Here is an 11,982-nt window from a genome sequence, read left to right as displayed (position 1 = left end):
CCCCGGCCGGTCACGACCTGGCCGGTCGTCTGACGCAGACCCACCCACGACGCAGAGGCAGCACACATGGCACAGCACTCGCTCCCCGGTTCCGGCACCGGAGCCGAGACCCCCGTCGCACCCGCACAGCGCAAGCGGTTCCGCGTGCACCACCTGGCCGAGCACAAGGAGGCCGGGCGCAAGCTCACGATGCTCACCGCCTACGACACGATCACAGGGCGGATCTTCGACGACGCCGGGGTCGACCTGCTGCTCGTCGGCGACTCGGCCGGGGACAACGTCCTCGGTCACGAGAACACCATCCCGGTGACCCTCGACGAGATGGTCGTCGCGGCCCGCTCGGTCGCGCGCGCCGCGAAGCACTCGATGGTCGTCGTGGACCTGCCCTTCGGCAGCTATGAGGCCTCCCCCGAGCAGGCGCTCCAGTCGGCGGTGCGCATCTTCAAGGAGACCGGCGCGCAGGCCGTCAAGATCGAGGGTGGCAAGCGCATCGCCGCCCATGTCGCGCTCCTCACCGGCGCGGGCATCCCGGTCTTCGGGCACCTCGGGTTCACGCCGCAGTCGGAGAACATGCTCGGTGGCAAGCGCGTGCAGGGTCGCGGCGAAGAGGCAGCCGAGCTGCTGTGCGAGGACGCTCTCGCCCTCCAGGAGGCCGGCGCCGTCGCGGTCGTCCTCGAGATGGTCCCTGCCCCCGTCGCCGCCCGGGCCACCGAGATCCTGCGGATCCCCACGATCGGCATCGGTGCGGGCAACGAGGTCGACGGGCAGGTGCTCGTGTGGACCGACATGGCCGGCATGGGTGCGTGGTCGCCGCGGTTCGCCAAGCAGTTCGGGCAGGTCGGCCAGGCACTGTCGGACGCAGCGCAGGCCTACGTCTCCGAGGTGCAGTCCTCGACCTTCCCGGGACCTGAGCACCAGTACGAGCACTGACCGACCTCAGCCGCCGGTCCAGGACGACGAGAAGGCCCCGACGACGTCAGTCGTCGGGGCCTTCTCGTCATGTCGGTCGCACGGAGCCGACCCGGGCTCAGCCGGGCTGTCAGGCCCGCTCGTCCTCCGCGTCGGCCTCGTCCCACGCCTCGGTGCGGGCGTCGGCCTGCTGGAGCGCCTTCTGCGCCGCCTCGCGCGTGGGGTACGGGCCCATCCGGTTCGTCCACGACGACGGCTTGCCCTCTTCGACCTCTCGGGTCTTGGTGTTGAAGTAGAACTCGGCCACGGGGCCCTCCTCAGCTCTGCGCCTGGGGCGCTCTCTGAGCACCCATTCTGCCTGGGGGCGCACCGTCTCGCTCGCCCTGGTCGCGTTCCTGGCGACTGCGGACGCCCTGGTCCGTAGACTGGGCCCATGTCTTCCGCGCGATCCAGCTCTCTGCTCGTCCCTGGCACCGTCGGTCCCCGACGCCAGGTCCCTGCGTCGATTCCCCGCCCGGAGTACGTGGGCCGTCCCGGACCGGCGCGGTACACGGGGCCGGACGTCGTCGCCCCCGAGGTGGTCGAGCGGATCCGCGTGGCCTCGACGATCGCCGCCCGCGCCCTCGCCCTCGTCGGCGAGCACGTGGCACCCGGCGTGACGACCGACGAGCTCGACAGGATCGGGCACGAGTACATGCTCGACCACCACGCCTACCCCTCGACCCTGGGCTACCGGGGTTTCCCGAAGTCGCTGTGCACCTCGATCAACGAGGTCATCTGCCACGGGATCCCCGACTCGACCGTCCTCGAGGACGGTGACATCGTCAACGTGGACGTCACGGCGTACATCGGCGGGGTGCACGGCGACAACAACGCGACCTTCCTCGTCGGAGACGTCGACGAGGAGTCGCGGCTGCTCGTCGAGCGCACGCAGGAGGCGCTGGCCCGCGCGATCAAGGCCGTCAAGCCCGGACGCGAGGTCAACGTCATCGGGCGGGTCATCGAGAAGTACGCGGACCGGTTCGGCTACGGCACGGTCCGCGACTACACGGGGCACGGGGTCGGCGAAGCCTTCCACACCGGCCTCGTGATCCCCCACTACGACGCCGCGCCGCAGTACAGCACGGTGATCGAGCCAGGGATGGTCTTCACCATCGAGCCCATGCTCACCCTGGGCACGAACGACTGGACGATGTGGGACGACGGATGGACCGTCGTCACAGCAGACGGTCGACGGACAGCACAGTTCGAGCACACGCTGGTCGTCACCGACACCGGAGCGGAGATCCTGACACTGCCATGAGTCACTCGAAGAAGAGTCACAGCTCGCACGAGATCGCCTTCGGCATCGACGTGGGCGGGAGCGGCATCAAGGGCGCCCCCGTCGACCTCAAGACCGGCGAGTTCGCCGCCGACCGCGTCCGCATCCCGACCCCCGAGGGGTCGACACCCGAGGCCGTCACCGCGGTGATCGCGGAGCTCGTCACGAGCTTCGACCTGCCGGACAAGACACCCGTGGGCATCGCCTTCCCCGCGCCGATCTTGCACGGGGTGGTGCCCTCGATCGCCAACCTCGACCAGTCCTGGGCCGGGGTGAACCTCGACAAGATCGTGTCGAAGGCCCTGGACCGCACGGTCATCGGCGTGAACGACGCCGATGCCGCAGGAGTAGGCGAGGCCGTGTACGGCGCCGCCCGCGACAAGGACGGGACCATCCTGCTGGCGACGCTGGGGACCGGGATCGGGAGCGCGCTCCTGGTCGACGGCCACCTGCTGCCCAACACCGAGCTCGGGCACCTGGAGATCGACGGGCACGACGCCGAGTCCCGCGCCTCCGACCGCGCACGGACCCGCGACGACCTCTCGTGGGAGCAGTGGGCCGAGCGCCTGCAGCGCTACTTCGAGACCGTCGAGTACCTGTTCTCCCCCGACCTCATCGTCGTCGGCGGTGGCGTGAGCAAGCACCACGAGAAGTTCTTGCCGCTGCTCGACCTCCGGGCGCCGATCATCCCGGCGAAGCTGCGCAACGCGGCCGGGATCGTCGGGGCGGCTCGTCTGGCGGCAGACGCCGACTGACCACGGCTCTCCCCCGCGGCCCCCTCGCGGGGCCGAGCACAGCAGCAGCCCTCGACCGGAGACGGTCGAGGGCTGCTGGCGTCTGAGGCGTGGTCAGGGCGCGCTGCGACCGCGTCGGCTGACGCACGGCTCGCCCGGTCAGGGACCGACCTCGGAGGACGAGAGATGGCGCAGTGCGCCCTGTCCTGGTCCGCGCTGAGGGTGTTCTGTCAGCGCTTGCGCTGCGGGCCGACCAGCTCGTCGACGCCGAGCATCGCGAGCACGTCGCTCACGACAGCCGGCGGGTCGACGAGCGTGACGTCGAGGCCCTCGTCGCGGCCGATGGTGCAGACCTGCACCAGGAAGGCGATGCCCGTCGAGTCGATGAACTCGACCTTCGAGGTGTCGATGACGACCGGCAGGTTCCGGTCCAGAGCCCTCGCGAGCGCGCCGCTCGCGTCAGGCCGCAGCGCGCTGTCGACCTCGCCCCACATCTGCAGGACGCTCCGCCCCGGCTCTTCGAGGAGACCGATGCCGCTCACCCTGGTGTCGATGCTGTCCATGCCGAACCACTTCCTGACGATGTCGTCGGAGCTGGTGCCCCCGCACCGGGCCGAGCCCGGCACCACCAGATCTCCGACGAGTCTAGGCGCGGATTCTCGCTCTTGGCAATGTCTTGACGCTTTCCATACGGTAAGGATTGCCCCAGTCAGGAGCGGCCGTCACGACCTGGACGACGCGCCTCTCTTGAGCATCCCCCACAGGACCGTCGCGGCGAAGAGCACGAGTGCGATGACGGCGAGCCACAGGAGGCCCTTGATGACAAAGCCGAGGACGGCCAGGACGGCCCAGACGATGAGGATGCCGATGATGATGTTCATGTGCTGACCGTAGATCGGGCCCCCTCCTCCCGCACGCGCAGCCGGGACGTCCCCACCCCAGGTGCAGCAGCAGACGAGGACCGCAGGGGTCTCGCGCCGGCACACGATCCTCGCTAGGTTCGCACCATGGGGTGACCGCCACCTGCACGTGCAGCACCGAGGAGCAGCTCATGATCAGGTTCTTGCTCAGGACGCTCATCTTCCTCGCGTCGGCCGCTCTCGGGCTGCTCGCCGCCGACGCCGTCCTCGACGACTTCTCGGTCACGGCCTCGGGCTTCGTCGTGACGGTGGTCGTGTTCGCCGTGATCCAGAGCGTGCTGGCGCCGTTCATCGCCAAGATGGTCTCGCGGTACGCACCGGCCTTCCTCGGCGGGATCGGGCTGCTCGCGTGCTACGTCGCCCTGCTCGTCGCCTCCTTCGTCGGTGACAGCCTGACGATCCGTGGCGTGAGCACGTGGGTGCTCGCCACGATCATCGTCTGGTTGGTGACAGCGCTCGCGACCTTCTTCCTGCCCTTCGTGCTGCTCCGCAAGGCCGCGAACGGCGAGCGCGTCCCGCGGGGCCGACGCCCGCGGCAGGAGTCCTGAGCGTTCGAACCGTCAGGCAGGTCCTCGGCATGACCCAGGTGCCGCCTCGCGCCACGAGCATCGTCGGCACTGGTCACGCTGCTGACCTGCACGGACGCCGCCTCGACGATCGGGACTCCTCCCCATCGACGGCGGCGCGCAGCAGCCCTACCGTAGGGACGGGCCGAAGGCCGGCCCGGGTGCAGCAGAGGAGTCAGGACGGATGAGCGAGCCCGACGGCCGTGTGCCGCGGTCCTACGTGACGAGGCCGCCTCGCGATGCCGTTCCCGTCGAGCCCGTGGTCCCCGAGCTGTCGCCCCGCGAGCGCCGGCTCGCGCAGTACAGGTCGACGGCCGCGACCGGCGGCGGCGCAGCCTCCCCCACGGGACCAGCAGCGCCTCACCGCCTGCTCGTGGCCGCGACAGTCCTGGCGGGTGCGCCCGCTGCCCTGGTGCTGGGTGCCACGCTCTCCGCACTCATGACGACGCTCACCCTGCCGCTCGGTCTGCCCGAGTGGTGGGGGCGCGGCTCGTGGAACCTCATCGTCATGACTTTCACGCTCGGACCGTGGCTGCTGGCATCGTGCGTGGTAGCCGTGGTGCTCCTGCTGGTCGAGCTGGTCCGGCCGCAGCCGCGAGACGGCTGGGGACGGACGGCGCCGAGGGGCCGACCGTCGGTCGCACTGATGGTCTCGACCCTCGGCCTGGTCGCCCTGACACCGCTCCTGGCCTTCTCAGGCTTCATGCTCTTCCTCGCCTCGGCCTACGTCTGCGCGTCGTCCTCGGCGACATGCTGGTGAGCTGAGACCCTGGCGAGTCGTCGGGGCACGACCACGGTCCGGGACTCCTGACCTCCGGCAGTGCTCCGGCGACCGAGCCGTCGAGCGGTCAGCGCTGCGCGGACTCCGCGGCGCGGCTGTGCCAGACGTCCGGGACCGCGACGAGCGCGGTGAGCGCCCCGAAGAGCAGTGCGCTGCGCGTGTGCGGCAGGCGGACCCCGCGCGCGGCACGAGCCTCGTTGCGGTGGAACACCTTCTTCTCGACGACGACCGTGAGCACGCTGCTGCCCATGACGACCAGACCGGCGCCTGCGAGCGCCGCGACCTGGGTCGTGCGGTCCATCCCGTCGGGGGCGACGGTCGAGGGCGTCGTCTGCGTGCCGGTCCCCTCGCCTGCTGGTGCGTCGGAGGCCTGTGTCCCGTCGGACGCAGCCTGAGACGAGCGTGATCCCTCGAAGGCCTGGTCTGTGAGCTTCCACGGCGGTGTACCGGTCCCGCGGACCGTGGCGACGGTCTTCTGCCAGGTGTCGTCGTGGCGCATGTCGCGGATGCCCAGGGCCGCGAATGCGGCGAGGCCTGCGGTCTTGAGGACCGTGCGCGCGGCCTTGGACCGCACGTAGTCCGGGAGGGCGTACCACCCCACGACGAAGGCCGTGGTGGCCGCGGTCGTGCGGATGACTGATCGGGAGTCCGGCTGGGGCGCGTCGATGGTCGTCATCGCTCGATGCTATCGGGCCGCAGCTCCATGCAGACCAGCCGTTCCCGGCTCTCCCACGACGGGACGACCGCGAAGCCGGAGCGTTCGTAGGTGCGGATGGCCGGGGTCCGCCAGTCCCACACCGAGAGCCGCACGGGCCGTGGGAGCCGCGCGAGCGCCTCGGCGAGCAGACGTCTGCCGACACCGTGCCCACGATGGACGGGGTCGACCCAGAAGCGCGCGATCGACGCTGCTCCCGCCTCAGAGGAGAGCACGACCATGGCGACTGCTTCCCGGTCTGCCACTCCGAGCAGCACCGTGGAGCTCGCGAAGGCGGCTGCCGGGTCGTCGACCTCGGACTGGTAGCGCGCGGGGAGCGACCCGTCGTCGCGCTCGTCTGCGAGCGCGCGCTCGGCCTTCTCTGACTCCGTCCGACGGAGGTAGGCGGCGACAAGACGAGAGACGACTGCGGAGTCCTGCGGGAACCGCGCTTCACGGACGGCCGCAGGGGCGACCCAGCTGGCGGGGTCGTGGTCGTGGTCAGGCACGACCCTGACTCTAGCGAGGGCGGATGAGCTGGCCGGTACGCCGGGTTCTGTGTCCCGCGCGCAGTTGCCCGCGCGCGGGTGACGACCATCCATCTACGACGTACGTTGCCGCACGCCTCTAGCGGTCTACCCGGGTGCTCGGGCGAGCAGCCCTCGAACACACCCTGTCTGACCTTGCTCCAGGTGGGGTTTACCTAGCCGCGCCAGTCACCTGGCGCGCTGGTGGTCTCTTACACCACCGTTTCACCCTTACCCCAGACGCGGACGTCTGTGGCGGTCTGTTCTCTGTGGCACTGTCCCGCGGGTCACCCCGGGTGGGCGTTACCCACCACCTCGCTCTGTGGAGCCCGGACGTTCCTCGGCAGGGCCGGAGCCCTGACGCGGTCGTCTGGCCAACTCATCCGCGTCCCCAAGGGTACGCGACCCGGAGCAGTCGGGGCCGCACCTCCCGGCTCCCGAGCTCGTCCCCCGCCGAGGCTCACACCTCGACCGTGTACCCCAGCGTCAGCTCGTCGCCGCTGACCCCGCGGATGCCCCAGCTCTCGCGGGGGCTCTCGATCACGACGATCTCGAGGTCGTCGACGGGCAGGTCGAGCGGGCCGCAGACGCGGTCGTACATCTGCCGGATCAGCTCTCGCCGGGCTTCACGGCTGCGTCCGGTGAAGGCGACCACCTGGACGACGAGGTACCGGGGGCCGCGCTGCGGCGCGACGAGGTCGTCGTCGTCGAGCCAGACGAAACGCTGGAACTTCTTCTCGGGCGGGTACTGCCAGGCGTCGACGAGCGCGGCGTGCAGGGCGTCGGAGAGCTCTTGACGCTGGTCGCGCCACTGCGAGCGCCTGCCGTGCACGATGATCTGACCCATGCGGGCGACCTTAGGGGCGGACTCACGACCCGTGCAAGGATTGTGTGCATGAAGTTCGACGATGCCTCCTGGCACACCGAGGGAGACTTCCCCGAGGGCCTCCCACCCGAGGCCGGTGCGACGCACATCGGCATGTTCCTCACCTGGTTGATCCGGGCGCAGCACCTCTCGGACGAGGTCTTCGCCGACGCACCTGAGGACATCTTCGCCGTGCAGGCGGGCACCATGTCGGGTGCTGAGTTCCTGCTCACCTGGTTCGACGGCCAGCTCGGAGACGCCGTCCTGTCGAAGACCGGTGCGGACTTCGCGATGGCGTACTACGAGGGGGCCGGCGGGGACGTCACCTTCCTGTCCGACTACGCAGAGGCCTTCTCGGACGTCCCCGGGATCGACACGCTGTACAAGGTGCCGGACACCCAGGAGAGCTACGACCGCGTCGGTCCGACGATCTCCTACCGCTACGAGCAGTGGCTGCACGACGGCCGTCCTGCGTTCCTCAGCTGAGAGGCCTGACGATGACCACCTCTGCTTGGACGACGCGGTCGTCGACCGTCGCGTACGAGAACCCGTGGATCCGGGTCCGCGAAGACGCCGTCGAGAGGCCTGACGGCTCCGAAGGCATCTACGGCGTCGTCGAGATCCGCAACCCTGCGGTGTTCGTCGTCGCCCTCACGGACGACGACGAGGTGGTGCTCGTCGAGCTCGAGCGCTACACCATCGGCCAGATGTCGCTCGAGGTCCCGGCGGGCGGCTCCGACGGTGAAGACCTGCTGCTCGCGGCGCAGCGCGAGCTGCGCGAGGAGACGGGGCTGGAGGCGGACTCCTGGGAGCCGATCGGCTCCATGATGACGTTGAACGGCGTGTGCAACGCTCCCGAGCACGTGTTTCTCGCGCGCGGTCTGCGTCCGTCGGCCGAGGCGCACGAGCAGGCGGAGGAGGGCATCGTCGGCACGCGCACCGTGCCGTGGCCCGAGGCTCTGGACCTGGTCCGCGAAGGGACGATCACCGACGGGGAGACCGTCGCCGCGCTCATGTACGCCGCGCTGGCTCTCGGCCGGGTGTCGTAGGACGATTCGTACACGAAGCACACATCTCGTCCACATCGGCTAACCTTCCCCCAGGACCGCACCTCACCGGTGCGTGCTGAGCGAAGGAGCTTCGATGACGACCTCCCTGACCGACCCAGACTCCGCCCCTGAGGTGCTGCGCAACGATGCCGGCGCCCCTGTCGGGATCGTCGAGAAGCATCGGTGGACCCCGCCGAAGATCGCCCTCTGGGTGGCGATCGGTCTGCTCGGTGGCCTCGGCTGGACCATGATCGCGATCGTCCGCGGTGAGCAGGTCAACACGATCTGGTTCATCGTCGCGTCGGTCTGCACGTACTCCTTCGCGTACAGGTTCTACGCGCGCTTCATCGAGCGTCGCCTCATGCGGCCCGACGACCGCCGGGCGACACCTGCCGAGCGGATCGACAACGGCAAGGACTTCGACCCGACCGACCGTCGCGTCCTCTTCGGCCACCACTTCGCCGCGATCGCCGGGGCTGGGCCGCTCGTCGGGCCTGTGCTCGCGGCGCAGATGGGCTACCTGCCCGGGACGATGTGGATCATCTTCGGCGTGGTCGTCGCGGGCGGCGTGCAGGACATGCTCGTGCTGTTCTTCTCGCTGCGGCGCGGCGGCAGGTCGCTCGGCCAGATGGCTCGCGACGAGATCGGCAGGGTGGGTGGGACCATCGCGATGGTCGTCGTCTTCGTCATGATGATGATCGTCCTGGCGGTCCTCGCGCTCGTGGTCGTCAACGCCCTCGCGGAGAGCCCGTGGGGTGTGTTCTCGATCGGCTGCACCATCCCGATCGCGCTGTTCATGGGCGTGTACCTGCGGTTCATCCGCCCGGGGCGGGTCACCGAGATCTCGCTCGTCGGCTTCGTGCTGCTCATCGCGGCGATCGTCGGCGGTCGCTACGTGGCCGAGAGCTCCTTCGGTGAGATCTTCCACCTCTCCCCCGTGGCTCTCACCTGGGCGCTCATCATCTACGGCTTCGGAGCCGCGGTGCTGCCCGTGTGGTTGCTGCTCACCCCGCGCGACTACCTGTCGACCTTCATGAAGGTCGGCACGATCCTCGTGCTCGCCGCCGGCATCGTCGTCGTCATGCCGATGGTCCAGATGCCCGCGGTCACCGAGTTCGCGAGCAACGGCGAGGGCCCGGTGTTCTCGGGGTCGCTGTTCCCCTTCCTCTTCATCACCATCGCCTGCGGTGCCCTCTCCGGGCTGCACGCGACGGTGGCCTCGGGCACCACGCCCAAGATGGTCCAGAAGGAGTCGCAGGTCCGGCTCATCGGCTACGGCGGCATGCTCATGGAGTCCTTCGTGGCGATCATGGCGCTCGTCGCCGCGATCTCCCTCAACCAGGGTGTGTACTTCGCGATGAACATGCCCGAGGCCATGACTCAGGGCACCACCCAGGGGGCTGTCGACGCCGTCGACGGACTCGGGATCACCGACATCGCGGGCGACCCTGTCGAGGTGTCGTGGGAGACCGAGATCGACGGCGAGCTCGTGACGCTCACCGGGGCCGAGGCTCTCGACGCCGTCGCCTCCGACGTCGGCGAGCCCTCGGTGGTGTCCAAGACCGGTGGCGCTCCGACCCTCGCCGTCGGGATGGCGAACATCTTGCACAACGTGTTCGGCGGCAAGGCGATGATGTCGTTCTGGTACCACTTCGCGATCATGTTCGAGGCCCTGTTCATCCTCACGACCGTCGATGCCGGGACGCGCGTCGCGCGGTTCATGCTCTCGGACTCTCTCGGCAACTGGGTGCCACGGTTCCGCAACCCCTCGTGGCGGCTCGGCAGCTGGCTGTCGACCGCTGTGGTCGTCGGAGCGTGGGGCGCGCTGCTCATGATGGGCGTGACCGACCCGCTCGGCGGGATCCGGACGCTGTTCCCCCTGTTCGGCATCGCGAACCAGCTGCTGGCCGCAGCAGCGCTGACCATCGTCACCGTGATGGTCGTGCGCCGCGGGTACGTGCGGTGGGTGTGGATCCCGCTCGTGCCGCTCGTGTGGGACGTGGTCGTGACCTTCACGGCGTCGTGGCAGAAGATCTTCTCCGACGTCCCCGCGATCGGGTACTTCGCGCAGCGCTCGCTCTACCAGGACCGCATCGCTGCCGGTGAGTTCACCGACGCGGCGGCTCTCGCAGACGCCGAGGCCGTCGTGCGGAACACCACGGTCCAGGGGACGCTGTCGATCGTCTTCGTGCTCATGGTCGCCGCGCTGCTCGTCACGGCAGCCCGGGCCGTCTGGGTCGCACTGAGGTCCCCGGGTGAGGTCACGACCTCGGAGGACCCCTTCGAGGAGTCCTCTCTCTTCGCACCGCAGCACCTGCTCGCGACACCGGCTGAGAAGGAGCTCGAGGCGGAGGTCGCAGCGGGCGGCAGGCCGGCGCCCAGGCGCGGCGGGCACGACGGTCACGACGGGCACGGTCCCGGCGGTCGCTCCCCAGGTGCCTCCGACGGACCGGGACGATGAGGAGCGTGGGAGGTACGCAGGTGACGGACCGCGAGGTCGTCGCTCACGACGTCGACACGACGACAGGGTCGGGTGCCGCGGCTCACGACCCGGCGTCCCGGCGGAGCCCCGTCACCCGTCTGCTCCGCCGGTCCTGGCACCACGTGACCCGGGCCGCCTCCGGCATCCGGTGGTACGTGCACGAGCTCATGGGCGACACCGCCTACGCCAAGTACGTCGCCCGGCACGAGACGCTCCACCCGGGGGTCGAACCGTTGACCGAGCGGGCGTTCTGGCGGCAGCGGACCGACGAGGCGGAGCGGGCACCCGTCGCCCGCTGCTGCTGAGCCGACGACGGGCGTCCCCACCTCTCGCCGCTGACTAGACTTCTCCGGGTGCTGATCCTGCTGCCCCCGTCTGAAGGCAAGTCTCCGGCGACCGCAGGGACGCCCGTCGACCTCGCCGCCCTGAGCGCCCCGTCGCTCACCCGGCACCGCACGAAGGTCTTGCGGGCCCTCGCCAAGGCCAGTGCCCGCAAGAATGCCCTCGAGGTCCTCGGCGTCGGGCCGAGCCTGGCCGAGGACGTCGCCCGGAACACCCGCCTCGACAGCGAGCCCGCCGCACGCGCCGCTGCCGTCTACACAGGCGTCCTGTACGCAGCTGCCGGGCTCGACGACCTCACGGCGGAGCAGTCGGCCCTCGCCGCCGCGACGGTCCGCACGGTCTCGGCGCTCTGGGGCGCGGTCTCCCCCACCGACGTCATCCCCGCGTACAGGCTGTCGATGGGCACAGACCTGCCCGGTGTCGGCCCGCTCGCCCCGACGTGGCGACCCCACCTCGAGAAGGTGCTGAGCCCGCTCGCCGCAGGCGACGCCGTCGTCGACTGCCGCTCGGCCGCCTACCTCGCCGCATGGAAGCCCGCCAAGGGCACGGACTGGGTGACCGTCCGCGTGCTGCGGGAGCTCGACGGCAAGCGGTCCGTGGTGTCCCACAACGCGAAGCACACCCGAGGGGTCCTCACCCGCCACCTGCTCACCCGCGCCGGCGAGCAGCCGCGCACAGCCGAGGAGGTCCTCAAGGCCGCGCACGAGCTCGTCGGCGGGGCGCTGCTCGACGCGACGTTGCTCGACGGCAAGAACGGCGCGTCGACCCTCGAGCTCGTCGTCGTCTGACCCG

At 70.0% G+C, this 11,982-nt stretch carries 16 protein-coding genes and 1 other RNA gene; 10 read left to right on the top strand and 7 right to left on the bottom strand.

What is annotated here, in order from left to right; all coding sequences use genetic code 11:
• Positions 1-66: 66 nt before the first annotated feature.
• On the top strand, positions 67-930 hold the full coding sequence (gene panB / locus SANBI_RS07245) for a 3-methyl-2-oxobutanoate hydroxymethyltransferase (protein ID WP_319160355.1): 864 nt from the start codon (positions 67-69) through the stop codon (positions 928-930).
• Between the two features lie 109 nt (positions 931-1,039).
• Here panB and SANBI_RS07240 read toward each other — a convergent pair whose 3' ends face one another.
• Positions 1,040-1,216, bottom strand: a complete 177-nt coding sequence (locus SANBI_RS07240; protein WP_179912794.1) for an SPOR domain-containing protein — start codon at positions 1,214-1,216, stop codon at positions 1,040-1,042.
• A gap of 126 nt (positions 1,217-1,342) precedes the next feature.
• On the opposite strand from SANBI_RS07240, the gene map reads away from it, so the two are divergent.
• Entirely contained in the window at positions 1,343-2,212 is an 870-nt protein-coding gene (gene map, locus SANBI_RS07235; protein ID WP_319160352.1) for a type I methionyl aminopeptidase, read from the top strand.
• On the top strand, positions 2,209-2,985 hold the full coding sequence (ppgK, locus tag SANBI_RS07230; RefSeq protein ID WP_056131980.1) for a polyphosphate--glucose phosphotransferase: 777 nt from the start codon (positions 2,209-2,211) through the stop codon (positions 2,983-2,985). The genes map and ppgK overlap by 4 nt, the downstream gene beginning before the upstream one ends.
• 209 nt (positions 2,986-3,194) lie before the next feature.
• On the opposite strand, the gene SANBI_RS07225 is transcribed toward ppgK, so the two are convergent.
• Positions 3,195-3,527: an STAS domain-containing protein gene (locus SANBI_RS07225; RefSeq protein WP_179912796.1), complete on the bottom strand. Its 333-nt coding sequence runs from the start codon at positions 3,525-3,527 to the stop codon at positions 3,195-3,197.
• Between the two features lie 159 nt (positions 3,528-3,686).
• Positions 3,687-3,845, bottom strand: a complete 159-nt coding sequence (locus tag SANBI_RS07220; protein ID WP_179912797.1) for a hypothetical protein — start codon at positions 3,843-3,845, stop codon at positions 3,687-3,689.
• A gap of 170 nt (positions 3,846-4,015) precedes the next feature.
• Between SANBI_RS07220 and SANBI_RS07215 the strand changes: the two genes are divergently transcribed.
• Entirely contained in the window at positions 4,016-4,432 is a 417-nt protein-coding gene (locus SANBI_RS07215) for a phage holin family protein (protein WP_319160348.1), read from the top strand.
• Between the two features lie 202 nt (positions 4,433-4,634).
• Positions 4,635-5,210, top strand: coding sequence for a hypothetical protein (locus tag SANBI_RS07210; protein ID WP_319160346.1), 576 nt, complete (start codon positions 4,635-4,637; stop codon positions 5,208-5,210).
• An 88-nt stretch (positions 5,211-5,298) separates the two neighbouring features.
• On the opposite strand, the gene SANBI_RS07205 is transcribed toward SANBI_RS07210, so the two are convergent.
• From SANBI_RS07205 to SANBI_RS07190, 4 genes are all read right to left on the bottom strand, one after another.
• Positions 5,299-5,907, bottom strand: coding sequence for a hypothetical protein (locus SANBI_RS07205; RefSeq protein WP_319160344.1), 609 nt, complete (start codon positions 5,905-5,907; stop codon positions 5,299-5,301).
• The gene (locus tag SANBI_RS07200; RefSeq protein WP_319160342.1) at positions 5,904-6,434 is read right to left on the bottom strand and encodes a GNAT family N-acetyltransferase; all 531 of its coding nucleotides are present in this window, start codon (positions 6,432-6,434) and stop codon (positions 5,904-5,906) included. Before SANBI_RS07200 ends, SANBI_RS07205 begins: the two co-directional genes overlap by 4 nt.
• A gap of 20 nt (positions 6,435-6,454) precedes the next feature.
• Positions 6,455-6,834: RNase P RNA component class A (gene rnpB / locus SANBI_RS07195), an RNA gene on the bottom strand.
• A gap of 78 nt (positions 6,835-6,912) precedes the next feature.
• A complete protein-coding gene (locus SANBI_RS07190) occupies positions 6,913-7,299 on the bottom strand; it encodes a tautomerase family protein (RefSeq protein ID WP_319160340.1) in 387 nt (128 codons plus the stop codon).
• A gap of 48 nt (positions 7,300-7,347) precedes the next feature.
• On the opposite strand from SANBI_RS07190, the gene SANBI_RS07185 reads away from it, so the two are divergent.
• The 5 genes from SANBI_RS07185 to SANBI_RS07165 all read left to right on the top strand — a co-directional run bounded on the left by SANBI_RS07185 (position 7,348) and on the right by SANBI_RS07165 (position 11,978).
• Positions 7,348-7,803, top strand: a complete 456-nt coding sequence (locus SANBI_RS07185; protein ID WP_319160338.1) for a DUF7832 domain-containing protein — start codon at positions 7,348-7,350, stop codon at positions 7,801-7,803.
• Positions 7,804-7,814: 11 nt separating this feature from the next.
• Entirely contained in the window at positions 7,815-8,366 is a 552-nt protein-coding gene (locus SANBI_RS07180; protein ID WP_319160337.1) for an NUDIX hydrolase, read from the top strand.
• Between the two features lie 94 nt (positions 8,367-8,460).
• Entirely contained in the window at positions 8,461-10,827 is a 2,367-nt protein-coding gene (locus SANBI_RS07175) for a carbon starvation CstA family protein (RefSeq protein WP_319160335.1), read from the top strand.
• Between the two features lie 5 nt (positions 10,828-10,832).
• Positions 10,833-11,153, top strand: coding sequence for a YbdD/YjiX family protein (locus SANBI_RS07170; RefSeq protein WP_319160333.1), 321 nt, complete (start codon positions 10,833-10,835; stop codon positions 11,151-11,153).
• A 48-nt stretch (positions 11,154-11,201) separates the two neighbouring features.
• Positions 11,202-11,978, top strand: coding sequence for a YaaA family protein (locus SANBI_RS07165; protein ID WP_319160332.1), 777 nt, complete (start codon positions 11,202-11,204; stop codon positions 11,976-11,978).
• The last annotated feature ends 4 nt before the right edge of the window (positions 11,979-11,982 follow it).

The organism is Sanguibacter biliveldensis (assembly GCF_033798665.1).
Classification (GTDB): domain Bacteria; phylum Actinomycetota; class Actinomycetes; order Actinomycetales; family Cellulomonadaceae; genus Sanguibacter; species Sanguibacter inulinus.
This window is presented reverse-complemented; position numbering and strand designations above follow the sequence as displayed.